We start from the raw sequence: 26,131 nt of genomic DNA, 5'->3' as shown, positions 1-26,131 counted from the left end.
GGGATGACGAACCAGCGCCCCCCGGCCCAGATTCATTCGTCCCTACTGGCGCGCAAGGGGGAGGCTCGTCCGGCGATGCGCCCGCATGGCACAGGGCCGGACAGCCGGGACGGTGACGATCTCGGCTGGAACGATCTGGGCGATACCAAACCCGCCGTCCTGCGCGAACGGGCGAAGTTGCAGGCCGTGCCGGATACACCGGTGCCAGCCAGTGAATCGATCCTGCTCGCGCTCGATCCCGACCGGATGCTTCGGCTGAAGCTGGCGGCGACGGTGCGCGACATTTCCCCGGAAGCCTTCGTGCGTGAGGCGCTGGATCGCGCGCTTCCATCCACTTCCGACATTGCGGCGCTCGTTCAGCGCCTTAGCCCCGACGGGGCAACGAAGGGCAAGCCATGAAGACCCATCTCCTCGTATCGATCGGCCTTGCGACGGCTATGCTCGGCGGTTCGCTGGCGCTGGTCGGCAGCGGCACCGTGGCGGTCGCCTCGGCGGAGGACGGCGCGGCACGCAAGTTCGCTGTGAAGGCTGCCAAGGCACTGGCGAAGAAGCGGGTGGCGGATGCCGTCACCTTCGCCGAACAGGCGGTGGCATTGTCGCCGCGCGACGCGGCCTATCGCACCCTGCTCGGCCGGGCGTATCTGTCGGCGGGGCGCTTCGCCTCAGCCACGCAGGCCTTCACCGACGTGCTGACGCTGAACCCGGCCGATGCGCGGGCGGCGCTCAACCTCGCGCTTGCCCAGACCGCGACTGGCGAGTGGGTCGCGGCGCGGGAGACGCTGGCCGCCCATGCCGCGCGTATCGCGCCGGCGGACCGCGGGCTGGCGCTGGCGCTGGCGGGCGATCCGGCGGGCGGCATTGCGTTGTTGAGCGAGGCCGCACGCGATCCGGCGGCGACGGCGACGGTGCGGCAGAATCTGGCGCTCGCGCTGGCGCTGGATGGGCGCTGGGTCGATGCCCGCACGGTGGCGTCGGTCGATATGGCACCGGCGCAGGTGGATCAGCGGCTGCTCGACTGGGCGGCGTTCGCCCGTCCCGAACATGCCGCGCAACAGGTCGCCGCCCTGCTGGGCGTCACGCCGGCGGCATCGGACCGGGGTCAGCCGATGCAACTGGCGCTGGCCGAACCGGTGGGGGCGGCCCCGGTCGCGTTGGCGCAGGCCGATCCGGTGCCCGAAGTGCAGACAGCGGTCGTCGCGGTCGAGCCGGTCAGCGCTACGCCGGTCGTTCCCGCCGTACCCGCGCCAGTGCAACTGGCGGCGGTCGTGCGGCCTGCCATCACCTTTGCCCCGCGTCGGGAGATCGTTCAGGCGCTGCCGAGCGACTATCGCCGCGGCGCGCAGCCGGTACGCCTGGCGGCCCGTACCCGCGCGGTCGCCCAGCCCACGCAGGTCGCGGCGATCACGCCGGCCAAGGGTGACTATTATGTCCAGCTCGGTGCCTTCGACAATGCCGGCGTGGCGCGCAACGCATGGCGCCGGATGAGCCGGAACGTGCCCCGCCTTGCCGCCCTGTCGCCGCAGGGGATGCAGGCTAGCGTGCGCGGGACCAGCTTCTATCGGCTGTCGGTCGGTGGCCTCGCGCGCGGCGACGCCGCATCGCTGTGCGGCAGCATCCGGGCGAAGGGCGACCGCTGCTTCGTGCGCACCCATGCCGGCGAACAGCTCGCCAGCTGGGCGCGTCCCGACCGTCTCGCCTCGCGCTAAGTCTTTCCCGGTCCTCTCCCAGGAGGTGGTGGCGCGTTCCGTTACAGGAACGCGCCACCTTTCATGACACGGACCGCGCGGCCCTGCACCGGCAGGCCGTCGAACGGGGTGTTCGCGGCCTTGCCCGCCAAGGCATCCGCGCGGACCTGCCATGGCGCGTCCTGGTCGATCACGATCAGGTCGGCCGGCGCACCATTCCCTAGTGTGCCCGATTCGAGCCCGAGCAACTGGGCGGGATTGCGCGACAGCAGCGCGAACAGCCGGTCGAGCGCGATCAGCCCGTCCCGCACCAGCCCCAGCCCGAGCGGCAGCAACGTTTCCGCGCCCGCCATGCCCGGTTCCGAATCGGCGAAGGGCAGGCGCTTTGCCTCCGGTCCGCGTGGGTCATGGCCCGAACACAGCACGTCGATCGTTCCGTCGGCCAGCGCCGCGCGCGCCGCCTGCCGATCGCTTTCGCTGCGCAAGGGCGGCGAAAGATGTGCAAAGGTGCGGAAGTCGCTCATCGCGATATCCGACAGATAAAGATGGGCCGGCGTAATGCCGCAGGTGACGCGGACACCACGCCGCTTCGCCGCGCGGATCAGGTCGAACCCGGCAGCGGTCGTCACCTGCCGGAAATGGAGCCGCGCGCCGGTTTCCTCGGCGAGCATCACGTCGCGCGCGATCGCCAGTGCCTCGGCCATGGCGGGCGCGGCGGGCAGGCCGAGCCGGGTCGCGGTTTCCCCGGCGGTCGCCACCGCGTCCCCGGCCATTCCGCCATCCTCGGCATGGGCGATGACGACCAGACCGCAATCGCGGGCATAGGCCAGTACCTTGCGCATCACGCCGCTGTCGGCGATCCAGCGCCGCCCGGTCGCCACCGCCACCGCCCCCGCTTCGGCATTGATCGCCATCTCGGCGAGGTCGGTGCCTCGCAGACCCTGGGTCGCGGCCGAAATCGGGTGAATCCAGATGTCCGGTTTGCCCATATGGGCCGCCCGCGCGACGATCCCCGGATCGTCCAGCACCGGCGCCTGATCGGGCATCAGGCCGACCCGGACGATGCCGCCGGCGCGGAATGCGGCAACATCGATGCCGAACACCCCCAGATCGACGATCGCCGGCGCGATCAGCTTGCCCGACGCGTCGATCGTTTCGGCATCCGCCGCGTCCGCGACGATGATGTCGCCGTCGACGATCAGGTCGCGCGGAACGATACCGCCGACCGGACAGACCAGCGTGCCGCCGGTGAACCGCTTGCTCATGCCCAGCCCTCCACGTCACGGCTGCGCCGGGTCAGTACGTCGAGACAGGCCATACGGACTGCTACGCCCATTTCCACCTGTTCGGTGATCGTCGACCGTTCGGGATCGTCGGCGACATCACTCGTGATCTCGATCCCCCGGTTCATCGGCCCGGGATGCATTACGATCGCGTGCGGCTCGGCGCGTTTGAGCCGTTCGCGGGTCAGGCCGTAGCGCAGGTGATATTCGCGGGTCGACGGAATGAAACCGCCGTTCATGCGCTCGTTCTGCAAGCGCAGCATCATGACGACATCTGCCCCTTCCAGCGCGGCATCGAAATTGGTGAACGGCGTCACACCCATCGATTCGATCGCGTGCGGCATCAGCGTCGCCGGTGCGACGACGCGCACTTCGGCAGCGAGCGTCGTCAGCGCCAGGATGTTCGAACGCGCGACCCGGCTGTGCAGGATATCGCCGCAGATCACGACCCGCTTGTGCGCGATCTCGCCCAGCCGGCGGCGGATGGTCAGCGCGTCGAGCAGCGCTTGCGTGGGATGCTCGTGCCAGCCATCGCCCGCATTGAGCACCGGGCAGTCGACCTTGTCGGCGATCAGTTGCACCGCGCCCGACGAACTGTGGCGGATGACGATCACGTCCGCCCGCATCGCGTTGAGCGTGACGGCGGTGTCGATCAGCGTCTCGCCCTTCTTCACGCTCGATTGGGCGGCGTGCATGTTGACGACGTCCGCACCCAGCCGCTTGCCGGCAATTTCGAACGACAGCAGCGTCCGGGTGCTGTTCTCGAAGAAAGCGTTGATCTGGGTCACGCCTTTGAGCCGCTGGTCGCCGGGCGCGCGGCTGCGATTGGCGTCGATCCATTGTTCCGCCTCATCGAGCAGGAACAGGATCTCATGGGGCTGCAATCCCTCGATCCCGGTCAGGTGCCGATGCGGGAAAACGGCGCCGCCATCGATCATGGCGGCGGGGCGGTGGTCTGAAATAGGCATCGAGGCGACCGGTTAGGCCGCACCGGGAATATGCGCAAGGTCGCGGCGGCGGTGGCAGGGGAATTCCAGCCGCCGCCGAACCGATCAGCGTAGACGATAGGCGGTCAATGCTCGCGGATAGCCATATTCGGGCGCCTGTCCGGTGACGATCAGCATGCCATCGGGGGTGATCGCCATCTCGCCGCCACCCGGCGCGCTCCAGACCGGGACATGGCTGCTACCCTGGATCGGGATGGCATAGATCGACTTGTTGGTGCTGACGAACACGATCGTCTCGGTCAGGATGGTATTGCCGATCATCCGTTCATCCACCGGCGGTGCCCAACCCCATAGGAGCCGGCCCGTTTCCTCGTCGAGGACGTTCAACTCGCCGGGCGTGGACTTCGACAAGTAGATGCGCCCGCCACCAACGGCCGGTGTCGTCGAATAGGTATTGGCGCTGCGCCACTTATAGGCCTTGTCGGCGATGGACCAGTTGACGAGGATCGATGGCGACGACGGACCACGATGGCCGGAATAGGCCATCACGTTACCCGTCGATCCGAGGATCGGTGCGCCATGGTAATCATAGCCGCTGCTTTGGAAAAACGGGTCGGTCAGGCTACCTTTGATCTCACCCGTCTGACGATCGATCAGTTCGATCGCCTTGCCTGAGTAATAATAAACGGTCTGTTCATCGACTGCCGGCGTCTGGCCGTCCCAGATCGACCCCTTCGTATCGGTGGCCCACGCCGTATAGGACGAATAATTATAGCCATAGGCGAAATTGCCGTAATAGCCGGCCGCGATGTAGAGGCCATCCTTGTACGGGGTCGGTTGCAGGAAATCGGCCCATTGTGACGCAAAGGTGGCGTTCGGGGGCGCGAATTCCCCGGTCACCGCGTTGACCGAGACGATGGCGTTCTCGGTAGAGGACGTGGTCATCGTCGTCACGAATACCCGCCCGTTACCGACCGCCGGACCGCTGTGATAGGCGGTTCGTCCAATCGCGTAGTTCCAGCGTTGTTCGCCTGTACTGCTGGACAAGGCGCGCAGTACGGCGGTGCCGTCGGGATCGCGCGCCGTGACGTAGACGAGCCCGTTGGAGGATGCGATGGGGCTTACGCCATATACGCCGGTCGGCGCCCATTCCCATGCCTTGCGGAAGGCAGCCGGGTCGAAGGTTGCGCGGACGAACCCTGTATGGGCGGCATTGCGTTGGAACGTCGCCCAATCGCCCAGTTGCAGCGTCAGGGTATAGGCAAAGGACTGGGTCGATCCCGGATACACCGTGTTGCAGGCCGCTTCACGGCACAGGCGAAAGGTCATCGATCCGGTGTAGTTTCCGTTCGCGAGGCCGGCGACCGGCTTGAAGCGGACGCGATAGGCGCCGTCCGTCCCGCGCGTAACGTCCCCGTCGAGCACCAGTTGCCGGTTATCGTATTTCAGGTCGGCGACGACCGTGTCGCTGGTCGAACCGGCAACGGTCGCGGCAAATCCCAATGCCGTTCCATTCCCCAAATCGTCGATCGCCGTAGTCTGAGTCGCCGGCGCGATCGACACGCCCAAAGTTGGCACCACAGCCACCGGCGGCGTGGTAACCGTCCCGCCGCCGCCACCCCCGCCACCGCACGCCGTGGTCGCCAACAATATCGCCAGCGCAGCCGAAGTCTGTCTCTTGATCATGTCCGCCCCTTGACCGTCGCCCCCCTGTGGGCGCCTTGCCACCGTGTGGCGGGTCGCCGGGCATCTGTCGAGCCATTCGGTGTCGAGGGCAGGCCTTCGTCAGCGCTCAGCCAAGGGGCACATTGACCAGTGCATCAATTGCCCCTTGCAGGATGTACGCAGCAGCCAGCTTGTCCACCCGCTCCGCGCGTTTGGCGCGGCTCAGATCTTCAGCGATCATCTGCCGCTCGACCGCGACCGTCGACCAGCGTTCGTCCCACAGGAAGACCGGCAGGTTCATGTCGTCGAGGTTGCGGGCAAAGGCACGGACCGACTGCGTGCGCGGCGAATCGCTGCCGTCCATGTTAAGCGGCAGGCCGATCACGATCCCGCGCACGGACTGCTGGCGGATCAGCGTCGCCAGTTGCGCCTTGTCCGCGCTGAACTTCGTGCGGTTCACCAGCACGGCGGGGCTGGCGAAGCTCCATCCGGCGTCGCACAGCGCGGTACCGATCGTCTTGGTCCCGACGTCGAGGCCGATCAGCCGACCGCCTTCGGGCAGCGCGTCGCGAAAGACGGCGCGGTCTTCGGTAATCATCTCTTCTCCCACGCTGCGAGGCGACGCAGCGCGTCGGCGCGGACATCCGCCCAGAACAGGCTGTAGTCATAGACGTGCCAGTTATTGCCCGGCAGCACATAGGGTCCCAGGTCCGGCGGACTGTCGCCGATCGACAGGAACCCGCGCGGGCCGCAGGCGGCCGGCACCAGCCCTGGCGTCATCGTCGCATTCTGCAGCGATTCGTCGGGGATCAGCGTGCCGAGATTGGCGCTCGCCGGCGCCTGCGCATCGGCGGTGCCGGTCAGCGGATTGGTGCAGACCATCGGCGTATTCGCGCGTGGTCGTCCGTCGAATCCGGTGGATGCGTCATATTGCTCGACGACCAGCGACGGATCGGCGGGTTCGGCAAAGCTTTGCCACGACAACAGGCATCCTGTCTGGTCGGCCGCCTTGCATTCGGGCAGTCCGAGGGCTGCGAGATCGGTCGCGCGCGACACCGGCCAGCCGACGACATAGGCCGCGACGATCCGCCGGGCGAGGGGTTTGCCAGCGACCTTTTCACGCAACAGCCGCGTCAGATGCAACGCGCCTTGGCTATGCCCGGCGAGGATGATCGGGCGCTTCGGATCGATCTCGCCGATGAAGTGGTCGAACGCCGATTCGATGTCGTGATAGGCAAGGTCCAGTGCCTGCTCCGCTGCGTCCTCGCTGGTCAGGAATGCGCCGAACGTCGCTTGGCGATAGCGTGGGGCCCAGACCCGCCCGGCCGCGCTGAAGGCGCTGGCCTGTCCGCGCAGGAAAATGCGCGCGCGGTCATTGGTTTCCGCGTCGTCGAGCACGGCGTTCCAGCGGTCGGTCCCGACGAACGAGGTCGGATGGATGAAGAAGATTTCGGCGTTGCCCGACGTCGTGCGCTCGATCCCGGGAGGCAGCCAGTCGACTGGCGTGTTGGTCAGGCCCGGCCGGGCGAACCACATCGTCCTGTCGGCATAGAGCCGCGACGGAATGGACGGTTCGGTGCGGAACGCGACGCTCGGCACCAGTGCGCGGCGCAGCAGGTCGTTACCGAACATGCGATACGCGACCGCTCCGGCGATCACGAGGACGATCAGCGTCGCCACGACATAGAGGAATTTGCGCGCCAATCGGGACTCCACCGCTATTGCGGCCACTCGATGCGGGAAGGCGCGGACGTGCGCAACCGCTTTGCGGGTGCTTGTGGGGGGCGTGCCGTAATGCTAGCCGCCCTTCCCATGTCCGTCGAACCTGCAACCGTCAAACGCGTGGCCGGCCTTGCCCGTATCGCGATCACCGATGCCGAAGCCGAAAAGCTGGCACCCGAACTCGGCAACATCCTCGGCTGGATCGAGCAATTGGGCGAGGTCGATACCAGCGGCGTCGAACCGATGACCGCCGTCATCCCCAATCATCTGCGCCTGCGCGACGACGTCGTCACCGATGGCGACGTGCGCGACAAGGTGTTGGCCAATGCGCCGCAGGGCGAGCATGGCTTTTTCACCGTTCCGAAAGTGATCGAATAGTGTCGAACCTGACCGACCTTGGCGTCGCCGCGATCCGCGACGGCGTGCGCGGTGGCGATTTCTCCGCGCGCGACGTGGCAGATGCATTCATTGACGCGGTCGCCGCTGCGAAGCCGCTCAACGCCTTCCTCGTGGAAACACCCGATCACGCCATTGCCGCGGCCAAGGCTGCAGACGATGCGCGCGCGGCCGGCGAAACGCTCAAGCCATTGGCTGGCGTGCCGATCGGCATGAAGGACCTGTTCTGCACGCAGGGCGTAGAGACGACGGCGGCGAGCGGCATCCTGAAGGGCTTTGTCCCGCAGTATGAGTCGACGGTTTCGGGCAATCTGTGGAATGCAGGCGCGGGGATGCTGGGCAAGCTGAACCTCGACCAGTTCGCGATGGGGTCGTCCAACGAAACCAGCGCGTTCGGCAATGTGATCTCACCGTGGCGGCGTCCGGGCGACACCGCGCCGATGGCTCCCGGCGGGTCGTCCGGCGGGTCTTCGTCGGCGATCGCGGCCCGGCTATGCCCGGCGGCGACCGGCACCGACACCGGCGGTTCGATCCGTCAGCCGGCCGCATTCGTCGGCATCACCGGCATCAAGCCGACCTATGGCCGCTGCTCGCGCTATGGCGTCGTCGCCTTCGCCTCCTCGCTCGATCAGGCTGGGCCGATGGCGCACGACGTCCGCGACTGCGCGATCATGCTGGAGGCAATGGCCGGATTCGATCCGAAGGATTCGACCTCGCTCGATCTGCCGGTCCCGGCATGGGAGGCGGGCCTGAACGCCGACCTGCGCGGCAAGCGCGTCGGCATTCCGAAGGAATATCGTGTCGACGGGATGCCCGTCGAGATCGAGGCACTGTGGCAGCAGGGCATTGCGTGGCTGAAGGACGCGGGGGCGGAGATCGTCGAGGTTTCGCTGCCGCACACCAAATATGCGCTGCCGGCCTATTACATCATTGCACCGGCGGAGGCTTCGTCGAACCTCGCCCGCTATGATGGCGTACGCTTCGGACAGCGGGTGCTGCCCGATGGAGCGGGGTTGCAGGACATGTACGCCGCGACCCGCGCCGCCGGTTTCGGCGACGAGGTGAAGCGCCGGATCATGATCGGCACCTATGTGCTGTCGGCGGGCTTTTACGATGCCTATTATACGCAGGCGCAGAAGGTGCGGACGCTGATCGCGCGCGACTTTGAACAGGCTTGGGAGCAGTGCGACGTGCTGCTGACCCCGACCGCGCCGTCGGCCGCGTTCGCGCTGGGCGAAAAGAGCGCCGATCCGATTGCGATGTACCTGAACGACGTGTTCACCGTGCCGTCGTCGCTGGCCGGCTTGCCGGCGATGAGCGTGCCGGGCGGCGTTGACAAGGATGGCCTGCCGCTGGGGTTGCAGATCATCGGCAAGCCGCTGGACGAGCAGGGCGTGCTGAACGCGGGCTTGGCGATCGAGCGGCGTGCCGGCTTCGTCGCCCGTGCGGACAAGTGGTGGTAAATGGAGGAAGCCGCCATCGCTGTCGTAGCGATGGCGGCGCTTCCGCTTGCCATGTTGGTGGCGGACCTGTTCGGAGTCTGTATCGGGCTTGGATGGGGCTATTATTCGAAGAAGCGCCGCGCGAAGCGCGCTGAACGGAAGTTGCACTCAAAATGACTGAATCCACCTACCGCATCCGTGGTGCCACCGGCGACTGGGAGGTCGTGATCGGCCTCGAAGTCCATGCGCAGGTCACGTCGAACGCCAAGCTGTTCTCCGGCGCGGCGACCGCGTTCGGCGCGGAGCCGAATACGCAGGTGTCGCTGGTCGATGCGGCGATGCCCGGCATGTTGCCGACCCCGAACCGCGAATGCATCCGGCAGGCGGTGCGTACCGGCATGGCGATCGATGCGGTCATCAACAAATGGTCGCGCTTCGACCGCAAGAACTATTTCTACGCCGATCTGCCGCAGGGCTATCAGATCAGCCAGCTCTACCACCCGCTGGTGGGTGAGGGGTCAATCACCGTCGTTCTCGACGAGAAGGATCCGAACAGCCCGACCAAAACGATCGGCGTGGAGCGTATCCATGTCGAGCAGGATGCCGGCAAGCTGATGCACGACCAGCATCCGACGCGATCCTATGTCGATCTTAACCGGTCGGGCGTCGCGCTGATGGAGATCGTCAGCCGTCCCGACATGCGCTCGCCCGCCGAGGCTGGGGCATATCTGTCGAAGCTCCGGACGATTCTGCGCTACGTCGGGTCGTGCGACGGCAATATGGACCAGGGTTCGATGCGCGCCGACGTCAACGTGTCGGTGCGGCGTCCGGGCGAGGAACTGGGCACGCGGACCGAGACGAAGAACGTCAATTCGGTGCGCTTCGTCATGGCCGCCATCGAATATGAGGCCAACCGCCAGGTCGCGGTGCTGGAGGATGGCGGCCGCATCGTGCAGGAAACCCGCCTTTTCGATCCGGACAAGGGTGTGACGCGGTCAATGCGGTCGAAGGAGGATGCGCACGACTATCGCTACTTCCCCGATCCCGACCTGCTGCCGCTCGAGCTGGACGATGCCTTCCTCGACGAATGCCGCGCGTCGCTGCCCGAATTGCCCGATGCCAAGCGCAAGCGCTATGAGGGCGAGCTTGGCCTGTCGGCGTACAACGCGGCGGTCCTGACGGCCGAGGTCGAAACCGCGCGCTGGTTCGAATCGCTGCTCGCCGAATGCGGTTCGCAAGTCCCGGCAAAGTCGGCCGCCAACTGGTTGATTTCGGATCTCTATGGCGCGCTCAACCGCCTCGGCAAGAGCATCGGTGACAGCCCGGTATCACCGGCGCAGGGCGCGCAACTGCTGAAGCTGGTAGCCGATGGCACGCTGTCGGGGACGCTGTCGAAGCAGGTGTTCGAAATCATGCTCGAAACCGGGCAGGGCGCGAACGCCATCGTCGAGGAACGCGGCCTCAAGCAGACCAGCGACACCGGCGCGATCGAGGCGGTGATCGCCGACGTCATGGAAAAGAACGCCGACAAGGTCGCCGACTATCGTGGCGGCAAGGACAAGCTGTTCGGCTTCTTCGTCGGACAGACGATGAAGGCTATGGGCGGCAAGGCCAATCCGGGCGTGGTCAACGACCTGCTGAAAAAGGCGTTGGGATGATGAAGACGACGCGACGCGCGCTGCTGGTTGCGCTGGCCTTCGCCGGTCCGGCGCTGGCGCAGGTACCGGCTCCGCAGCCTGTAGACGAAGCGCCCCTGCCGCGCGTCGCGATCGTCACCACCGCCGGCACGCTGACCGTAGAGGTCGAAGTAAAGCGTGCGCCGATCACGGCAGCCAATTTCCTGCGTTATGTCGACCAGAAGCGGCTGGACGGCACAAGCTTCTACCGCATCGTGAAGGTCGGGCCGGAATTCGGGTTCGTCCAGTTCGGGCCGCACACCGATGCGAAGAAGATGCTGCCCCCGATCAAGCACGAACCGACTACCCAGACCGGTTTGTCGCATACCGATGGCACGCTTTCGGTAGCGCGTCTGGGCGTCGGGACTGCGCGTGGCGAATTCACGATTTCGGTGGGTGACCAGCGGCGCGCGCTGGACGCAGCCCCGGGCGTTCCGGCGGACGGGCAGGGCTATGCGGCGTTCGCGCGGATCGTCGGCGGTCGGGATGTGCTGTTGAAGATCCTCGATACGCCTGTCGATCCGGTCAAGGCCAGCAACGGCGCGTTCAAAGGGGAGATGCCCGCCGCGCCGGTGAAGGTCATCACCGCGCGGCGGATCGCGAAATAGCCGAACCGCTCCCCTGCCATATGCAGCAGGGGAGCCGGACGGGACAAGCCTATTGCCCGTCGCCCTCCTGATTGCGCACGACGCCGCCGGAACCTCCTGCGGTATCCGGCGATACGGTTGGTTCGGTCGGTGACGTCGCGCCACTGCCGGTGCCGCCACGCTCGACGTCGCCGTTTACAGCGTCGACCGCACGTTCGATATCGCTGCGGCGATCCGTATCGTCCTGCGGTGCGCTGTCGGGATGCATGCTCCGATCGCGGTCACTCATGTCGGTTTCCTTCCATCACGGGTTGGCCGGGGACCGGCGTTACGCCGGGATCACCGCCCGGCATCGGGCTAGGCACGTCGATATCGGGACCGGGCACGTCGATTTCCGGCGGCGGCGCGGTCGGCTGGCCGGGTTCGCTCTGCGGTGCCGGATGCTCGGGCGGCGGCGTAATCGGCGCGACGCCGGGTTCGGGTGCAGGGGTTTCGGCGGGGATCGGGGGTTCGACGGGCATGATTGATCTCTCCTTCACACCTCCCAACGTCCGCCACGCGGCCGGGTTGCGGACCCGATGCAACTCTGCGAAGCTTGGCGACTTGCCCCGACGCGCACGACTGCTATAGACGCGCCCGTGCCGGCGGCGTCCGCTCGGCGGGCGTGGCGGAACTGGTAGACGCGCTGGATTTAGGTTCCAGTATCGAAAGATGTGGGGGTTCGACTCCCTTCGCCCGCACCAGTGACGCCGCCAGCGCCTGTCGAAGCTGGAGCCGCTCCATTCGATTCTTTTGACGAAAGCCGTGAGAATGCAGACTGTCGAGACGTTGAACGAGGGCCTGAAGCGCGCCTACACGCTGACCATCACCGCTGCGGAGGTCGACGCCAAGGTCGACGCCGAAGTGAAGCGGGTTGCGCCGACGATCAAGATGCCCGGCTTCCGCCCCGGCAAGGTGCCCGCGAACCTGATCCGCAAGATGCACGGCGAAGCGCTGTCGCAGGACGCGCTGAACAGCTCGATCCAGGACGGTATCCAGACGCTGATCGCCGAGCAGAAGCTGCGGCCGGCAACCGCGCCGCAGGTGTCGCTCGAAGGCGAATATGCCCCGGGCAAGGACGCCGCCGTCACCGTATCGCTCGAAGTGCTGCCCGACGTGCCGACCCCGGCGATCGACGCGCTGAAGCTGGAGCGGCTGACCGTTCCGGCCGATGAAAAGGTGGTCGACGAGCAGCTGGAGCAGCTCGCCAGCAACAACAAGCGTCACAACGACGCCGAGGAAGGTCATGAAGCCGCGACCGGTGACCTGGTCGTGATGGATTTCGTCGGCAAGGTCGACGACGTGGCGTTCGACGGTGGCACCGGCGAAGGCATGGCGATCGAAATCGGCTCGGGCCGTCTGATTCCCGGCTTCGAAGACCAGCTGGTCGGCGTCAAGAAGGGCGACGAGAAGACGATCAACGTAACCTTCCCCGACGATTATCAGGCCGAAAACCTGAAGGGCAAGGCAGCGACCTTCGACCTGAAGATCACCGACGTGAAGGTTCCGGCCGAAGGCGGCCCGGACGACGAGTTCGCCAAGTCGCTCGGCCTCGAGAGCCTCGAGCAGCTGCGCGGCCTCATCAAGGGGCAGGTCGAGCAGGAACTGAACGGCCTGACCCGCACCCACATGAAGCGCAAGCTGCTCGACCAGCTCGCCGCCGGTCACAATTTCGACGTTCCGCCATCGATGGTCGAAGCCGAGTTCGAGCAGATCTGGGCACAGCTGCAGCATGAAGCCGGCCACGAAGCCGACCCGGAAGCGGCGCGCGCCGAGCTGGAAGCCGAGCGTGACGATTATCGTCAGATCGCCATCCGCCGCGTTCGCCTCGGCCTGCTGCTGTCGGAAATCGGCCAGCAGAACGGCATCGAAGTGACGCAGCAGGAAATGCAGCGCCTTATCATGCAGGCCGCGCAGCAGTACGGCCCGCAGGACCGGCAGCGCTTCATGCAGTATGTGCAGCAGGAGCCGATGGCCGCCGCGCAGCTGCGTGCGCCGCTGTACGAGGACAAGGTCGTCGACTTCCTGTTCGGCAAGGCCGAGATCACCGACCGCGAAGTGACGCGCGAGGAACTCGAAGCTGAGATCGAGAGCGAAGAAGGCGCCGTGCCGCATGTGCATGGCCCCGATTGCAACCACGATCATGACCATGACCACGCCAAGCCGGCGAAGAAGGCCGCCAAGGCCGAGCCGGCTGCCGACGCCCCGGCGGAAGCGGCGGGTGAGGTAGAAGCGCCGAAGAAGAAGGCGCCGGCCAAGAAGGCTCCGGCAAAGAAGGCTGAAGCCGCGCCGGCCGAAGCCGCCGAGGGCGAGGCCGCCCCGGCTCCGGCCAAGAAGCCGCGCGCCAAGAAGAAGGTCGAGACCGAAGCCAGCGAAGGCTGATTGTCCGATCCCGAAAGGCAATGGGCCGTCCGCTTCCACGGGGAGCGGACGGCCTTTGCATGTCCGGCGCTTGCTTTCGTCCGCATCCGGTGTTGTACGCGGACCATGTCCACGACCGTCGCCGTCCTGCTGCCCTGCTACAATGAAGAAGCCGCGATCGGCGCGACCGTCGCGGGGTTCCGCGCGGCGCTGCCCGATGCGACCATCTATGTGTACGACAATAATTCGTCGGACCGCACGATCGAGGTTGCGAGAGCCGCGGGTGCAGTGGTGCGCAGCGAACGCATCCAGGGCAAGGGCGCGGTGGTCCGGCGGATGTTCGCCGATGTAGATGCCGATATCTATGTCATGGCCGATGGCGACGCGACCTATGACGCCGAGGCTGCGCCGGAACTGGTTGCGCGACTGCTGGACGAGCAGCTCGACATGGTGGTGGGGCAGCGGGTGAGCGATGCCGCGCTGGCGTATCGCCGGGGGCATCGCTTCGGCAACGCGATGCTGACGGGAATGCTGGCGCGGCTGTTCGGGCGCAGCTTTACCGATATCCTGTCGGGCTACCGCGTCTTTTCGCGACGGTTCGTGAAGAGCTTTCCGTCGTTGTCGGCCGGGTTCGAGATCGAGACCGAGATCAGCGTCCATGCGCTTGAATTGCGGATGCCGGTCGCGGAGGTGTCGACTCGCTATTTCGCACGGCCGGAAGGGTCCGCGTCGAAGCTTTCGACCTATGGCGATGGCTTCCGCATCGCACGGACCATCGCCACATTGTACCGGATCGAGCGTCCACTCTGGTTCTTCGGCGCGATCGGACTGTTGCTGGCACTCGCCGCTGTGATCCTGGCGGTGCCGCTTGCCATAACCTACCTGAATACCGGGCTGGTACCACGATTTCCTACCGCAATCCTCGCGACCGGCCTGGTCATCCTCGCATCGCTCTGCCTGTTTTCCGGCCTGATCCTCGACACGGTGGTGCGCGGGCGGCGGGAGGTCCGGCGGCTGGCATATCTTGCCTATCCGGCACCGGGCGGCACCAGGACGGCGCGATAACCATCATTCCGGGCGCGTAGCGATGCGCTCGCCTCTTGCGCGGTCAGGCGGGAGCGCCGATGTAGGGCGTCGAAACCTACTCAGCGGGAACCCAATGCTAGATATCCACGACGGCCTCGTCCCCATCGTCATCGAACAATCGAGCCGCGGCGAGCGCAGCTTCGACATCTATTCGCGCCTGCTGCGCGAACGCATCGTGTTCGTGACCGGCGGCGTCGAGGATCATATGGCCTCGCTCATCACCGCGCAGCTGCTGTTCCTCGAATCGGAAAATCCGAAGAAGGACATCTGGATGTACATCAACTCGCCGGGTGGGGTGGTGACGGCCGGCATGGCGATCCACGACACGATGCAGTATATCCGTCCGCGCGTCGGCACGGTGTGCATCGGGCAGGCGGCATCGATGGGCAGCTTCCTGCTGGCCGCGGGCGAACCGGGGATGCGTGTCGCGCTGACCAACGCCCGCATCATGATCCACCAGCCGTCAGGCGGGGCGCAGGGCATGGCGTCGGACATCCAGATCCAGGCCAAGGAAATCCAGCGTATCAAGGATCGCATGAACGCGCTGTACGTGAAGTACACCGGCAAGCCGCTGGAGGAGATCGAGCGGGCGATGGACCGCGACACCTTCCTCGAAGCGGACGAAGCCAAGGCGTTCGGCCTGGTCGATCAGGTGTTCGACAAGCGTCCGGGCGCGCCCGAAGAGGCGACCCCGGCCGCGTAAGCGGTCGTCCCGCCCGACGCCCCATCCGGCGGCTCGGGCGGGCAAAGTTTTAATGCATTGCCGGATACAAGCCTGTGTGTATCCTGACAGGCGCAAAGACGCGTCACGGCGGCGCGGGAGATGAATTGAATGACGAAGCTCAGCGGCGGCGACTCCAAGAGCACCCTGTACTGCTCGTTCTGCGGCAAGTCGCAGCATGAGGTACGCAAGCTGATCGCGGGTCCGACCGTGTTCATCTGCGACGAATGCGTCGAATTGTGCAACGACATCATCCGTGAGGAGACGAAGTCGGCACTGGTCGCCAAGAAGGACGGTGGCGTGCCCACGCCGCAGGAAATCTGCAACGTCCTCGACGATTATGTCATCGGTCAGAAGCAGGCCAAGCGCGTGCTGTCGGTCGCGGTCCACAACCACTATAAGCGGTTGAACCATGGCCAGAAGGGTGCCGACGTCGAACTGGCGAAGTCGAACATCCTGCTGGTCGGTCCGACCGGTTGCGGGAAGACGTTGCTGGCGCAGACGCTGGCGCGCATCCTCGACGTGCCGTTCACCATGGCCGATGCGACGACGCTGACCGAGGCCGGCTATGTCGGTGAGGATGTCGAGAACATCATTCTGAAGCTGCTCCAGGCATCCGACTACAACGTCGAGCGGGCGCAGCGCGGCATCGTGTATATCGACGAAATCGACAAGATCAGCCGCAAGGCCGAAAATCCGTCGATCACGCGCGACGTGTCGGGTGAGGGCGTGCAGCAGGCGCTGCTCAAGCTGATGGAAGGCACGACCGCCAGCGTTCCGCCGCAGGGTGGCCGCAAGCATCCGCAGCAGGAATTTCTGCAGGTCGACACGACGAACATCCTGTTCATCTGCGGCGGCGCGTTCGCGGGTCTCGAAAAGATCATTGCGGATCGCTTGCAGGGCAAGTCGATCGGCTTCGGCGCCTATGTCGCCGCGCCGGAGGAACGCCGCACCGGCGAAGTGCTGCGTCAGACCGAGCCGGAAGATTTGCTGAAGTTCGGGCTGATCCCCGAATTCGTCGGCCGTCTGCCGGTGATCGCGACGCTCGAGGATCTCGATGTGGCCGCGCTCATCAAGATCCTGACGGAGCCGAAGAACGCTTTGGTCAAGCAGTATCAGAAGCTGTTCGACATGGAGGGCGTGAAACTCGGCTTCAACGACGAGGCACTGGTGTCGGTGTCCAAGCGGGCGATCGAACGCAAGACCGGCGCGCGCGGGCTGCGGTCGATCCTTGAGGGCATTCTGCTCGACACGATGTTCGACCTGCCGTCGATGGACGGCGTAGACGAGGTCGTGGTCGACAAGGACGTGATCGAGGGCCGCAAGGAACCGGTGCGCGTCTATGCCGAGAAGAAGAAGGCGGGCGACGCGGCGTAAGCCGCGGACAGGTCTTCTACGTCTAGCGAGCGGGCGTCGGGCAACCGGCGCCCGTTTTGCGTTTCGGGCACTCGCCCTCTTCGCCGGAATGACGAAGGGGGCGATGACTTTCCTCGCCAACTCCCGACCGCTATGCAGCGTCCATGCCGATCGATCTCATCTGCCTCGATGCCGACGACACGTTGTGGCACAATATGCGCCATTTCGAGGAGGTGCATCATGCCTTCACGGCGATGCTCCGCCCCTTTGCGGCGGCCGACGTTGCGCTGGAAACGCTGGATGCGTGCGAGGCGCGGAACCTGAAGCTCTATGGCTACGGTGCCAAGGGGTTCACGCTGTCGATGATAGAGACCGCGCTGGAACTGGGCGGCGAAAGATTGCCGAGCGGCGTCATTGCCGACCTGTTGGCGGCAGGACGACGCCTGCTGGCGCATCCTGTCGAACTGCTCCACGGCATCGAAGCGACGCTGGACGCGCTGTCGGAGCGAGGCCGGCTCGTGCTGGTGACGAAGGGTGACCTGTTGCACCAGGAGGCGAAGCTTGCCGCGTCGGGGCTGGGTGACCGCTTTGCCGGGATCGAGATCGTCAGCGACAAGACGAGCGAGACCTTTGCCCGGCTGTTCGAACGCTATGGTGTCGCACCAGACCGCGCCGTGATGGCGGGTGATTCGATGCGGTCCGATGTGCTGCCCGCGCTCGCAGCCGGTGCCTGGGCCGCCTATGTCCCGCAGGCTTTGGCTTGGTCGCATGAGGCGGCGGCGACACCGAGCGACCATCCCCGCTTTCGCCAATTGCCGGATCTGGCGGCGTTGCCCGACTGGGTCGACGCGATCGGTTGACCGATGGAAACATCATGGCCTCCCAAGCATTGGCTTTCCGTAACGATCAGGGAGTGATGATGTCGGCGGCGAGAGATCAGGAAGCGATGGCGGCGGCGGAACAAGGCGAAGCCTTGGTTACTCCCGGAACGAAACGGGCACTACTCGACCGGACCGCCTTGCCATGGTGGTCGCTGGTCGTGCCCCTCCTCGGACTGGTCGCGATCCTGCTGAACCTCGCGAAGTCGAGCGGAGTCGGGGCAGGCCTGGCGGCAGCGGTCATGATCGGTTGCGTGATTGCGGCGGTCCATCACGCCGAAGTGGTCGCGCACAAGGTTGGCGAGCCGTTCGGGACGCTGGTGCTAGCAGTCGCCGTGACCGTCATCGAGGTTTCGCTGATCGTCTCGTTGATGCTGTCGGGATCGGGCGACGTGGCTACACTGGCGCGCGATACGGTGTTCGCGGCGATCATGATTATCCTGAACTTCATCGTCGGCATCTGCCTGCTGGTCGGCGGCATTCGCCATCATGAGCAGCGGTTCGTGCTGCGTGGGGTGAGCGCCGCGCTGTCGGTTCTGGCGGCGATGGCGGTCATGTCGCTGGTCCTGCCCAACTATACTTCCACGGTCGCCGGGCCGACATTGTCGCCATCACAGCTCACCTTCGTCGCGATCATTTCCGTGATTCTCTACGCGACGTTCGTGATGGTGCAGACGGTACGGCACCGCGACTATTTCCTGCCGGCAGTTGACGGGTCGTTGCCCAAGGACGCCCATGCCGAACCTCCGAGCGTTGGTACGGCGTGGATCGCGTTCGCAGTGCTGCTGGTCGCGCTGGTCGGCGTCGTGTTGCTCGCGAAGGATTTGTCGCCGACAATCGAAGGGGCCGTGCTGGGTGCGGGACTGCCCCTAGCCGTGGTCGGTATCCTGATCGCCGGACTGGTCCTTGCCCCTGAGAGCCTTGCGGCCGTCAAGGCGGCGCGGAAGGACCGGCTGCAAACCAGCCTCAATCTCGCCATGGGGTCGGCGCTGGCGACGATCGGCCTGACGATCCCGAGCGTTGCGATCGTGTCGCTGGTGATGGGCTGGCCACTGTCGCTCGGCATCGATGCCAAGTCGATGGTGCTGTTCGCGCTGTCGCTGCTGGTGTCGACCCTGACGCTGGGCAACGGGCGGACGACGGTCCTTTCCGGGATCGTCCACCTGACAATCTTCGCGGCCTATCTGTTCATCACGGTCGTTCCGTAAGCGTCGGTCGTTGCCGGGCAGCCAGTGCCAGTCCGGCGGCGATCTGCACCATGGCATAGGCCCGGCGCAGATTAGGACGACCGATGAACGGTCGCACCAGCCATTCCGCGCCGCCCGCCCGCTCCTGCCACAGCGCGACATGGCGATCGGGCTGGAGCAGGCCGAGAAGTCCGTCGCCGATCATGAAGGTCGCCGCCATTTCGGCGGCACGTCTGGAAAGCTGGGTCATGGGGTGGCAACGCGCGGCGTCTGCATCCGTTCGATCGCCCGCGATCGACGTAGCAGCCATGCCATCGGATCGACGACGATATGGGCGCTGCGAGGAGCAGGGACGGTGCCGGTACCGTCAGTCATCGGCACCGTCCGGCGCACGCCGTCTACCTCAACTTCGACAGGCAATGGAAACGGCCCGTCGCCCGGGACCTGCCATCGCAGGGTGAGGCCGGTGTCGCTGCGCCGTTCGATCAGGTCGGGCAGTGCCGCCTGCCGGAGATACACGTCGAAGAACCAGCCGAAATCCTGCCCGGATTCCTGCGCAACTGCGGTTTCGAAGTCGCGGGTCGTGGCGAAGCGCGGCGTGAAGTTGCCCGGCCGTGGATCGGGTCGGCCATACACGACCCGCCGGGTAGCGGCGAAGAAGGCGCGGTCGCCGATCAGGTGGCGCAGGCTATGCAGCATCCACGCGCCCTTGAAATACACGTCGGTGCCGGGGCCGGTATCGCCATTCACCTCACGCGTCGTCAGCGACTTGCCCGACACGATCGGCGCGCGATTGGCGACCCGTTGTCGCTGGATCAGCAGCATCGCAATATAGCGGGCATCGCCCTCCCGCCATTTGCCGTACAACGGCTGCATGTAGGAGGCGAACGCCTCGTGCAGCCAGAAATCGTCCCAATCGGCTGCCGTCATCTGGTTGCCGAACCATTCATGGCTGAACTCATGCTGGAACAGCCAGTCGAACCCCTCCGGCGCGGCCTTGTAGCCGTTGCCGTAAGCGTTGATCGTCTGATGCTCCATGCCGAGATAGGGTGTCTCGACCACGCCGACCTTTTCGTTGCCGAAGGGGTAGGGGCCGATGGTCGATTCGAAGAAGTCGAGCGTCGGCGCGAATTCGTCGAACAACTGCCGTGCCTGTGCTTCCTTGCCCGCCAGATGCCAGAAATGCAGCGGGATCACGTTGCCGAATCGGCTACGATAGCTGCCTTTTATCTCGCGATAAGGTCCGACGCTGATCGCCAAGGCGTAGGGGTTGGTCGGCCCGGCGTGCCAGTGCCAGGTCGTGCGGCCATCGGGCAGGGTGTCGATCCCGCGCAGTACGCCATTGGTGGGCGCCGAAAGGCCGGCGGGTACGGTCAGGTGAAGATCGACGCTGGCCGGTTCGCCGGCCGGAAAGTCGAGGCACGGCCACCACAGGTCACAGCCACTGTCCTGTGCGGTGGTGCCGAACCAAGGCTTGCCCTGCCACTCGCTCCAGACGAAACCATCGTCCCACGGCGCGCGCTTTGCGACGTGCGGGCTACCGGCATACACGATCTCCACAACGGCGCGCTGGCCAGAAGCAAGCGGCGCGTCGATCACGACCTGTCCGCCCGCCTGTCGCCAGCGGGTTTGCGCAACCACCTGTCCGTCAAGTCGGATCGAACGTACCTGCAGCGCGTCGTCGAGGTCGATCGGAATGCGCGGCGTCGTCGCGTGGGCGGTCAGCGTCAGCGTCGCGCGGGCTGACAGCATCCGCCGGTCGGGCAGCGCTTCGATGGCGAGATCGGCATGAGCGAGCCGTAATGCCGCACGATCGGCGGAAACCGGTCCGCCCGACCGCAGCGTCATCGGATGGACCGGCGGCCCCGCATCGACGGGTGTCGCCTGCAACGCGGCGGCAAGTAGCAGCGCGAAGGATGCCATCATGGGTCAGCGTGCCGTCGAACGGAGATTGATGGCGCGGCAATCACCACCATATAAGGTGCTGGGTCCGGCGCTTCGGCCGGGTCGTGGAGTGTCCATGTCCGAGATTACCAATTCCGTTTCGTCCGAGCCGCTGAAGCTGCCGGTATTGCCGCTGCGCGATATTGTCGTGTTTCCGCATATGATCGTGCCCCTGTTCGTCGGGCGCGACAAGTCGGTCGCCGCGCTCGAAGCGGCGATGGCGGGATCGAAGGAAATCTTCCTCGTGGCGCAGCTCGATCCCGGTGAGGACGATCCGTCGCGCGACGACCTGTACGATGTCGGCGTGTCGGCCGAAGTCATGCAGATGTTGAAGCTGCCGGACGGCACCGTCCGGGTGCTGGTGTCGGGCAAGGCGCGCGCAACGCTGACCGAACTCGAATCGGTCGACAATTATTTGGTCGCGACGGTGACGCCCACCGAAGCGGGTGACACGACTCTGGAAGATGCCGAAGAGGGTATGGAGGAGCGCGTCGCCGAAGCAGTCGCGCAGCCCAGCCCCGAACTCAAGGCGCTGATGCGTTCGGTCGTCGACCAGTTCGAGAATTACGCCAAGCTCAACAAGAAGCTGCCGGCCGAAACGGCGGTGCAGCTGTCCGAACTGGACGATCCGTCGCGTCTGGCGGACGCGGTCGCCGGCAACATTTCGGTGAAGGTCGCCGATAAGCAGGCGCTGCTGGTCGAAGCCGATCCGTCGAAGCGTCTGGAGATGGTGTTCGCTTTCATGGAAGGCGAACTGGGCGTCCTTCAGGTCGAGAAGAAGATCCGCAGCCGCGTGAAGCGGCAGATGGAAAAGACGCAGCGCGAATATTATCTGAACGAGCAACTGAAGGCGATTCAGCGCGAACTCGGCAACGAGGGCGAGGATGGCGAGGGCGACGAGGTCGCCGAGCTGACGCAGAAGATCGCGACGCTCAAGCTCAGCAAGGAAGCGCGGACGAAGGCTACGGCGGAGCTGAAGAAGCTCAAGACCATGGCGCCGATGAGTGCCGAGGCGACCGTCGTACGCAACTATCTCGACGTGCTGCTGGGCCTGCCTTGGGGCAAGAAGTCGAAGCTGAAGAAGGACATCGCGGTCGCACAGGGCGTGCTGGACCAGGACCATTATGCGCTGGAAAAGGTCAAGGACCGGATCGTCGAATATCTGGCGGTGCAGGCGCGGACCAACAAGCTGAAGGGTCCGATCCTGTGCCTCGTCGGCCCGCCGGGTGTGGGCAAGACGAGTCTAGGCAAGTCGATCGCCAAGGCGACCGGCCGCGAGTTCATCCGCCAGTCGCTGGGCGGCGTGCGCGACGAGGCCGAGATTCGCGGCCATCGCCGCACCTATATCGGGTCGCTGCCGGGTAAGATCGTCACCAACCTGAAAAAGGCCGGCGCATCGAACCCGCTGTTCCTGCTCGACGAGATCGATAAGCTGGGTCAGGATTTCCGGGGTGACCCGGCGTCGGCGCTGCTGGAAGTGCTCGACCCCGAACAGAATGCGAAGTTCAACGATCACTATCTGGAGATCGATATCGATCTGTCGGATGTGATGTTCGTCTGCACCGCGAACACGCTGAACCTGCCGCAGCCGCTGCTCGACCGGATGGAGATCATCCGGCTGGAGGGCTATACCGAGGACGAGAAGGTCGAGATCGCCGAACGGCATCTGGTCGCCAAACAGATCGATGCGCACGGATTGAAGCCGGGCGAGTTCGAACTGACGCAGGACGGCCTGCGCGACCTGATCCGCTTCTACACGCGCGAAGCCGGCGTCCGCACGCTGGAGCGCGAGATTGCAAAGCTCGCCCGCAAGGCGCTGCGGCGCATCCTCGAGGGCAAGGCGACGTCTGTTGTGGTCACGCCGGATAACCTGTCCGAGTTCGCGGGGGTTCGCAAATATCGCTTCGGCGTGGGCGAGGAGGAGCATCAGATCGGTGCCGTCACCGGCCTCGCCTGGACCGAAGTCGGCGGCGAACTGCTGACGATCGAAAGCGTGACGGTACCGGGCAAGGGTTCGGTCAAGACGACCGGCAAGCTCGGCGACGTCATGAAGGAATCGGTCGAGGCGGCGTGGAGCTACGTCAAGGCGCGTTCTCCCGGCTATGGCATCAAGCCGAGCCTGTTCCATCGCAAGGACGTCCATATCCATTTGCCCGAAGGTGCGGTGCCGAAGGACGGTCCGTCGGCCGGCATCGGGCTGGTGACGTCGATCGTCTCGACGCTGACCGGTGTGCCCGTACGCCGCGAGGTGGCGATGACCGGCGAGGTGACGCTGCGCGGCCGGGTCCTGCCGATCGGGGGCTTGAAGGAGAAACTGCTGGCGGCGCTTCGCGGTGGGATCAAGACGGTGCTGATCCCGGTCGAGAATGAAAAGGATCTGGCGGAAATCCCGGCCAATATCCGTGCGGGGCTGGAAATCGTGCCGGTGTCCCATGTCGACGAGGTGCTGCGGCTGGCGCTGACCGAACCGCTGACCGCGATCGACTGGACCGAGGCGGATGACCTGGCGGCACAGCCACCGGTCCCGGTGCCGGGCATCGCCGAGTCGCGACCGCATTGATCGGGGAGGGGGGAGCGGCCGGCTGTCCCCTTCCGCGACGGTTCGGATTGCGCGGGCGGCCGGGTGCAAAGCATTGGATTGCATCGGTTCGCCCAATTTGCTTTGACAGCGCGCGTTTGCGCGGCCTTAGTGCCGCGCTTGAGTTTTCAATATTGGCATACGGATGAAGGGGGTTCCACGGGATGAACAAGCAGGAGCTGATCGGGCAGGTCGCCGACCATTCGGGGCTTACCCGCGGCGATGCGATGAAGGCGGTCGAAGCGGTGTTCGACGTCATCTCGGCGGCGCTCAAAAAGGGTGACGAAGTTCGTCTGGTCGGATTCGGCACGTTTTCTGTATCGAAGCGCAAGGCATCGACCGGCCGCAATCCGCGTACCGGCGAGCCGATGACGATCAAGGCGTCGTCGCAGCCGAAGTTCAAGGCCGGCAAGGGCCTGAAGGATTCGGTGAATTAAACCTCTGGACACGGTGGCCGTACCCATCTAGGGAGCCGGCCTCCGGGTTTCCGGGCGCGTAGCTCAGCGGTAGAGCACACCCTTCACACGGGTGGGGTCACAGGTTCAATCCCTGTCGCGCCCACCAGATCAACGGCCGTCCGGCACTTCGACCTCGTATCAGAGGTGTCGTGCCGGGCGGCCGTTTCTGATTCTGGCCGACTTCGTTTGGGGCAAAGTGCTGTCATAAAAACGAAACCGTAACGTCTCCGAAACTTCACCGAAATCGCACGGTCCCGTCATCCGGCGCGCCTAACGGGGCAGTCGTGGATCGACCGGGGGGGGAACCTCGGACGATCGCCGGGCCACAGCGCCCGCACAACGACAACCAGGTTCTCGGGAGTTTTTCGGTGATGGCCAGCAGCAAGCGCATCGGCTTTATTCTCATGGCATCGACGGCCTGCGCCGCGCTCGCCGGGTGCAGCGGCGCCGATGGCGTCGCCTCGCCGGGTGCCGGCAGCATCAACGTGACCGTCCCCGCACCGGCCCCCACGCCCACCCCGACGCCGTCGGCCACGCCCAGCGCGATCACCGCCGCGCAGTTCGCGACGGCGACGACGCAGAGCGGCGTGACGATCACGTCGGAAGAACAGCTGGCGATTGTCAATGCCGGCGCGAACAACAATGTAAGCGGCGTCGGTTCGACGATGAACGGCGTCTATCCGGTCGGCAGCGCTTCGCTGACCACCGCGATCGATCCGTCGACGATCGACCGTTTCTTCACCAGCACCAACTATGTCGGCGCGCTCAACGGTCCGACCGATACCGCATTCCAGGGGTGGACCTGCAACTCGACCTCGGCCGAATTCGGCGGCTCGGGCGCGCGCTGCACGGCGGTGCCGTCGATCGGCACCTATGCTGCCGCTACGTCGGTCTGCCCGACCGGCACGCTGGATGACGGCACCGTGACGCCGAGCGGCGCATCGGCACCCTCCTATCGCCTCTGCCGCCTGCCGGGAGCCATCACCACCGACCTTTCGTTGCCGAAGATCGCCGGTGTCGTCTATCGCCTGCGCGGCCAGACCGAGGTCGGCACCGACCTGGGCTCGACCGGCGGCGCCGGTGCGACGCTGACCATCGCGGCGGGCGCCGTCGTGGCCGCTGACTCGACCGAAGCCACCAACGACCTGCTGCTCGTCAATCGCGGTTCGAAGCTGGTTGCCATCGGCACGCGCGATGCCCCGATCATCTTCACCTCGCAGCAGAACCTCGCCAATAACGGCGTGTCGGACGCGACCCAGGGTCAGTGGGGCGGCATCATCCTGCTCGGCCGTGCGCCGACCGCAGTCTGTGCGACCGGTACCGGCCCGAACAACGCCGCCGGTTCGTCGACGACCTGCCAGCAGGCGATCGAAGGCGTTACCGGCCGCTTCTATGGCGGGCCCAACGCGACCGACAGCTCGGGCCAGATGTCCTATGTCCAGATCCGCTATTCCGGCATCGCAATCACCGACGGCAACGAATTGCAGGGCCTGACGCTGGGCGGCACCGGTTCGGGCACGGTGCTGGACCATATCCAGAGCCACAACTCGGCCGATGACGGCATCGAAATCTTCGGTGGCACGACCAACCTGAAATATATCGCGATCACCGGTGCCGACGATGACGGTTTCGACATCGACAATGGCTATCGCGGGTTCATGCAGTTCATGATCGCTGCACAGCGCGTACTCGGCGCGACCGCCGACTCGTTCTCGACCGAGATCGACTCGAACGGCGCCGAAGATCTGCTGCCGCGCACCTTCTCTACCTATGCCAACTTCACTTTCATCCAGACCGCTGCTGCGCCCGCGGCGATCCGTCAGCGCGGCGGATCGGACATGCGCTACGTCAACGGTATCGTGAAGTCGGCGTCGAACGTGCCCTGCCTCAACCTCGTGGCATCGACCAGCGATCGCTCGACGATCCGCGCGGCGAACACCGGCCCGACCGACAATGGCGGTCCGCAGGAGTTCGGCCCGCCGTCGTTCAGCTCGGTCTACTTCGCCTGCAACGGGCGCTGATCCGCGACACCATCGCAACCAAGCGATGACACGCCGATGCCGGGGCGGGCCGATACGCCCGTCCCGGCATTCGCTCTTTACGATTTAACAGGTGGATCC

At 65.5% G+C, this 26,131-nt stretch carries 24 protein-coding genes and 2 tRNA genes; 17 read left to right on the top strand and 9 right to left on the bottom strand.

Annotated elements, in window-relative coordinates:
- The first annotated feature begins 3 nt into the window (after positions 1-3).
- Together MF609_RS11345 and MF609_RS11340 are read left to right on the top strand one after the other, a co-directional pair.
- Positions 4-399 (top strand): hypothetical protein, encoded by a 396-nt coding sequence (locus MF609_RS11345; RefSeq protein ID WP_242416425.1) that lies wholly within the window; start codon positions 4-6, stop codon positions 397-399.
- The gene (locus MF609_RS11340) at positions 396-1,706 is read left to right on the top strand and encodes an SPOR domain-containing protein (protein WP_242416424.1); all 1,311 of its coding nucleotides are present in this window, start codon (positions 396-398) and stop codon (positions 1,704-1,706) included. Before MF609_RS11345 ends, MF609_RS11340 begins: the two co-directional genes overlap by 4 nt.
- A 41-nt stretch (positions 1,707-1,747) precedes the next feature.
- Here MF609_RS11340 and MF609_RS11335 read toward each other — a convergent pair whose 3' ends face one another.
- The 5 genes from MF609_RS11335 to MF609_RS11315 form a co-directional block, all read right to left on the bottom strand.
- Positions 1,748-2,950, bottom strand: a complete 1,203-nt coding sequence (locus MF609_RS11335) for a dihydroorotase (RefSeq protein ID WP_242416423.1) — start codon at positions 2,948-2,950, stop codon at positions 1,748-1,750.
- Positions 2,947-3,936 carry an aspartate carbamoyltransferase catalytic subunit gene (locus tag MF609_RS11330; RefSeq protein ID WP_242416422.1) on the bottom strand — a complete coding sequence of 330 codons (990 nt, stop codon included), beginning with the start codon at positions 3,934-3,936 and terminating at the stop codon, positions 2,947-2,949. The genes MF609_RS11335 and MF609_RS11330 overlap by 4 nt, the downstream gene beginning before the upstream one ends.
- A gap of 84 nt (positions 3,937-4,020) precedes the next feature.
- The gene (locus tag MF609_RS11325; RefSeq protein ID WP_242416421.1) at positions 4,021-5,601 is read right to left on the bottom strand and encodes an outer membrane protein assembly factor BamB family protein; all 1,581 of its coding nucleotides are present in this window, start codon (positions 5,599-5,601) and stop codon (positions 4,021-4,023) included.
- Positions 5,602-5,707: 106 nt separating this feature from the next.
- Positions 5,708-6,178: a Holliday junction resolvase RuvX gene (ruvX, locus tag MF609_RS11320; RefSeq protein ID WP_242416420.1), complete on the bottom strand. Its 471-nt coding sequence runs from the start codon at positions 6,176-6,178 to the stop codon at positions 5,708-5,710.
- Complete coding sequence (locus tag MF609_RS11315; RefSeq protein WP_242416419.1) at positions 6,175-7,284, bottom strand: DUF3089 domain-containing protein; 1,110 nt, start codon at positions 7,282-7,284, stop codon at positions 6,175-6,177. The genes ruvX and MF609_RS11315 overlap by 4 nt, the downstream gene beginning before the upstream one ends.
- Positions 7,285-7,392: 108 nt before the next feature.
- On the opposite strand from MF609_RS11315, the gene gatC reads away from it, so the two are divergent.
- From gatC to MF609_RS11295, 4 genes are all read left to right on the top strand, one after another.
- On the top strand, positions 7,393-7,680 hold the full coding sequence (gene gatC / locus MF609_RS11310; RefSeq protein WP_242416418.1) for an Asp-tRNA(Asn)/Glu-tRNA(Gln) amidotransferase subunit GatC: 288 nt from the start codon (positions 7,393-7,395) through the stop codon (positions 7,678-7,680).
- Complete coding sequence (gene gatA, locus MF609_RS11305; protein ID WP_242416417.1) at positions 7,680-9,161, top strand: Asp-tRNA(Asn)/Glu-tRNA(Gln) amidotransferase subunit GatA; 1,482 nt, start codon at positions 7,680-7,682, stop codon at positions 9,159-9,161. Before gatC ends, gatA begins: the two co-directional genes overlap by 1 nt.
- A gap of 152 nt (positions 9,162-9,313) precedes the next feature.
- Positions 9,314-10,798, top strand: coding sequence for an Asp-tRNA(Asn)/Glu-tRNA(Gln) amidotransferase subunit GatB (gene gatB / locus MF609_RS11300; RefSeq protein ID WP_242416416.1), 1,485 nt, complete (start codon positions 9,314-9,316; stop codon positions 10,796-10,798).
- Complete coding sequence (locus MF609_RS11295; protein ID WP_242416415.1) at positions 10,795-11,424, top strand: peptidylprolyl isomerase; 630 nt, start codon at positions 10,795-10,797, stop codon at positions 11,422-11,424. The genes gatB and MF609_RS11295 overlap by 4 nt, the downstream gene beginning before the upstream one ends.
- A gap of 49 nt (positions 11,425-11,473) precedes the next feature.
- On the opposite strand, the gene MF609_RS11290 is transcribed toward MF609_RS11295, so the two are convergent.
- Both MF609_RS11290 and MF609_RS11285 read right to left on the bottom strand, forming a co-directional pair.
- Complete coding sequence (locus MF609_RS11290; RefSeq protein ID WP_242416414.1) at positions 11,474-11,692, bottom strand: hypothetical protein; 219 nt, start codon at positions 11,690-11,692, stop codon at positions 11,474-11,476.
- Positions 11,685-11,924: a hypothetical protein gene (locus MF609_RS11285; protein ID WP_242416413.1), complete on the bottom strand. Its 240-nt coding sequence runs from the start codon at positions 11,922-11,924 to the stop codon at positions 11,685-11,687. Before MF609_RS11285 ends, MF609_RS11290 begins: the two co-directional genes overlap by 8 nt.
- 137 nt (positions 11,925-12,061) lie before the next feature.
- Between MF609_RS11285 and MF609_RS11280 the strand changes: the two genes are divergently transcribed.
- The 7 genes from MF609_RS11280 to MF609_RS11250 all read left to right on the top strand — a co-directional run bounded on the left by MF609_RS11280 (position 12,062) and on the right by MF609_RS11250 (position 19,052).
- Positions 12,062-12,146: transfer RNA gene (locus MF609_RS11280), tRNA-Leu, on the top strand.
- 67 nt (positions 12,147-12,213) lie between these two features.
- Positions 12,214-13,824: a trigger factor gene (gene tig / locus MF609_RS11275; protein ID WP_242416412.1), complete on the top strand. Its 1,611-nt coding sequence runs from the start codon at positions 12,214-12,216 to the stop codon at positions 13,822-13,824.
- A 105-nt stretch (positions 13,825-13,929) separates the two neighbouring features.
- Complete coding sequence (locus tag MF609_RS11270) at positions 13,930-14,868, top strand: glycosyltransferase family 2 protein (protein WP_242416411.1); 939 nt, start codon at positions 13,930-13,932, stop codon at positions 14,866-14,868.
- A gap of 94 nt (positions 14,869-14,962) precedes the next feature.
- Positions 14,963-15,592, top strand: coding sequence for an ATP-dependent Clp protease proteolytic subunit (locus MF609_RS11265; protein ID WP_242416410.1), 630 nt, complete (start codon positions 14,963-14,965; stop codon positions 15,590-15,592).
- 129 nt (positions 15,593-15,721) lie between these two features.
- The gene (clpX, locus tag MF609_RS11260; RefSeq protein WP_055756400.1) at positions 15,722-16,987 is read left to right on the top strand and encodes an ATP-dependent Clp protease ATP-binding subunit ClpX; all 1,266 of its coding nucleotides are present in this window, start codon (positions 15,722-15,724) and stop codon (positions 16,985-16,987) included.
- 143 nt (positions 16,988-17,130) lie between these two features.
- Positions 17,131-17,826: an HAD family hydrolase gene (locus MF609_RS11255; protein ID WP_242416409.1), complete on the top strand. Its 696-nt coding sequence runs from the start codon at positions 17,131-17,133 to the stop codon at positions 17,824-17,826.
- A 59-nt stretch (positions 17,827-17,885) separates the two neighbouring features.
- Complete coding sequence (locus tag MF609_RS11250; protein WP_242416408.1) at positions 17,886-19,052, top strand: calcium:cation antiporter; 1,167 nt, start codon at positions 17,886-17,888, stop codon at positions 19,050-19,052.
- Here MF609_RS11250 and MF609_RS11245 read toward each other — a convergent pair.
- Positions 19,036-19,281 (bottom strand): hypothetical protein, encoded by a 246-nt coding sequence (locus MF609_RS11245; RefSeq protein ID WP_242416407.1) that lies wholly within the window; start codon positions 19,279-19,281, stop codon positions 19,036-19,038. The genes MF609_RS11250 and MF609_RS11245 overlap by 17 nt on opposite strands.
- Positions 19,278-20,957 (bottom strand): M1 family metallopeptidase, encoded by a 1,680-nt coding sequence (locus MF609_RS11240; protein ID WP_242416406.1) that lies wholly within the window; start codon positions 20,955-20,957, stop codon positions 19,278-19,280. Before MF609_RS11240 ends, MF609_RS11245 begins: the two co-directional genes overlap by 4 nt.
- Positions 20,958-21,051: 94 nt before the next feature.
- Here MF609_RS11240 and lon point away from each other — a divergent pair, with 94 nt between their 5' ends.
- From lon to MF609_RS11220, 4 genes are all read left to right on the top strand, one after another.
- A complete protein-coding gene (gene lon / locus MF609_RS11235) occupies positions 21,052-23,535 on the top strand; it encodes an endopeptidase La (protein WP_242416405.1) in 2,484 nt (827 codons plus the stop codon).
- 182 nt (positions 23,536-23,717) lie between these two features.
- The gene (locus MF609_RS11230) at positions 23,718-23,990 is read left to right on the top strand and encodes an HU family DNA-binding protein (protein WP_055756411.1); all 273 of its coding nucleotides are present in this window, start codon (positions 23,718-23,720) and stop codon (positions 23,988-23,990) included.
- Between the two features lie 52 nt (positions 23,991-24,042).
- Positions 24,043-24,117: transfer RNA gene (locus MF609_RS11225), tRNA-Val, on the top strand.
- A 265-nt stretch (positions 24,118-24,382) separates the two neighbouring features.
- Entirely contained in the window at positions 24,383-26,032 is a 1,650-nt protein-coding gene (locus MF609_RS11220) for a hypothetical protein (protein ID WP_242416404.1), read from the top strand.
- The last annotated feature ends 99 nt before the right edge of the window (positions 26,033-26,131 follow it).

This window comes from Sphingomonas panni, from assembly GCF_022664435.1.
Lineage (GTDB): Bacteria > Pseudomonadota > Alphaproteobacteria > Sphingomonadales > Sphingomonadaceae > Sphingomonas > Sphingomonas panni.
The sequence above is the reverse complement of the archived record's forward strand: the minus strand, read 5'-3'. Positions and strand labels throughout refer to the sequence as shown.

What these genes read in the sequence shown, in the direction of transcription:
- MF609_RS11345 (WP_242416425.1), top strand. Translation starts at nt 4, where the DNA reads ATGACGAACCAGCGCCCCCCGGCCCAGATTCATTCGTCCCTACTGGCG.
- MF609_RS11340 (WP_242416424.1), top strand. Translation starts at nt 396, where the DNA reads ATGAAGACCCATCTCCTCGTATCGATCGGCCTTGCGACGGCTATGCTC.
- MF609_RS11335 (WP_242416423.1), bottom strand. Translation starts at nt 2,950, where the DNA reads ATGAGCAAGCGGTTCACCGGCGGCACGCTGGTCTGTCCGGTCGGCGGT.
- MF609_RS11330 (WP_242416422.1), bottom strand. Translation starts at nt 3,936, where the DNA reads ATGCCTATTTCAGACCACCGCCCCGCCGCCATGATCGATGGCGGCGCC.
- MF609_RS11325 (WP_242416421.1), bottom strand. Translation starts at nt 5,601, where the DNA reads ATGATCAAGAGACAGACTTCGGCTGCGCTGGCGATATTGTTGGCGACC.
- ruvX (WP_242416420.1), bottom strand. Translation starts at nt 6,178, where the DNA reads ATGATTACCGAAGACCGCGCCGTCTTTCGCGACGCGCTGCCCGAAGGC.
- gatC (WP_242416418.1), top strand. Translation starts at nt 7,393, where the DNA reads ATGTCCGTCGAACCTGCAACCGTCAAACGCGTGGCCGGCCTTGCCCGT.
- gatB (WP_242416416.1), top strand. Translation starts at nt 9,314, where the DNA reads ATGACTGAATCCACCTACCGCATCCGTGGTGCCACCGGCGACTGGGAG.
- MF609_RS11295 (WP_242416415.1), top strand. Translation starts at nt 10,795, where the DNA reads ATGATGAAGACGACGCGACGCGCGCTGCTGGTTGCGCTGGCCTTCGCC.
- MF609_RS11290 (WP_242416414.1), bottom strand. Translation starts at nt 11,692, where the DNA reads ATGAGTGACCGCGATCGGAGCATGCATCCCGACAGCGCACCGCAGGAC.
- MF609_RS11285 (WP_242416413.1), bottom strand. Translation starts at nt 11,924, where the DNA reads ATGCCCGTCGAACCCCCGATCCCCGCCGAAACCCCTGCACCCGAACCC.
- tig (WP_242416412.1), top strand. Translation starts at nt 12,214, where the DNA reads ATGCAGACTGTCGAGACGTTGAACGAGGGCCTGAAGCGCGCCTACACG.
- MF609_RS11270 (WP_242416411.1), top strand. Translation starts at nt 13,930, where the DNA reads ATGTCCACGACCGTCGCCGTCCTGCTGCCCTGCTACAATGAAGAAGCC.
- MF609_RS11265 (WP_242416410.1), top strand. Translation starts at nt 14,963, where the DNA reads ATGCTAGATATCCACGACGGCCTCGTCCCCATCGTCATCGAACAATCG.
- clpX (WP_055756400.1), top strand. Translation starts at nt 15,722, where the DNA reads ATGACGAAGCTCAGCGGCGGCGACTCCAAGAGCACCCTGTACTGCTCG.
- MF609_RS11255 (WP_242416409.1), top strand. Translation starts at nt 17,131, where the DNA reads ATGCCGATCGATCTCATCTGCCTCGATGCCGACGACACGTTGTGGCAC.
- MF609_RS11250 (WP_242416408.1), top strand. Translation starts at nt 17,886, where the DNA reads ATGTCGGCGGCGAGAGATCAGGAAGCGATGGCGGCGGCGGAACAAGGC.
- MF609_RS11245 (WP_242416407.1), bottom strand. Translation starts at nt 19,281, where the DNA reads ATGACCCAGCTTTCCAGACGTGCCGCCGAAATGGCGGCGACCTTCATG.
- MF609_RS11240 (WP_242416406.1), bottom strand. Translation starts at nt 20,957, where the DNA reads ATGATGGCATCCTTCGCGCTGCTACTTGCCGCCGCGTTGCAGGCGACA.
- lon (WP_242416405.1), top strand. Translation starts at nt 21,052, where the DNA reads ATGTCCGAGATTACCAATTCCGTTTCGTCCGAGCCGCTGAAGCTGCCG.
- MF609_RS11230 (WP_055756411.1), top strand. Translation starts at nt 23,718, where the DNA reads ATGAACAAGCAGGAGCTGATCGGGCAGGTCGCCGACCATTCGGGGCTT.
- MF609_RS11220 (WP_242416404.1), top strand. Translation starts at nt 24,383, where the DNA reads ATGGCCAGCAGCAAGCGCATCGGCTTTATTCTCATGGCATCGACGGCC.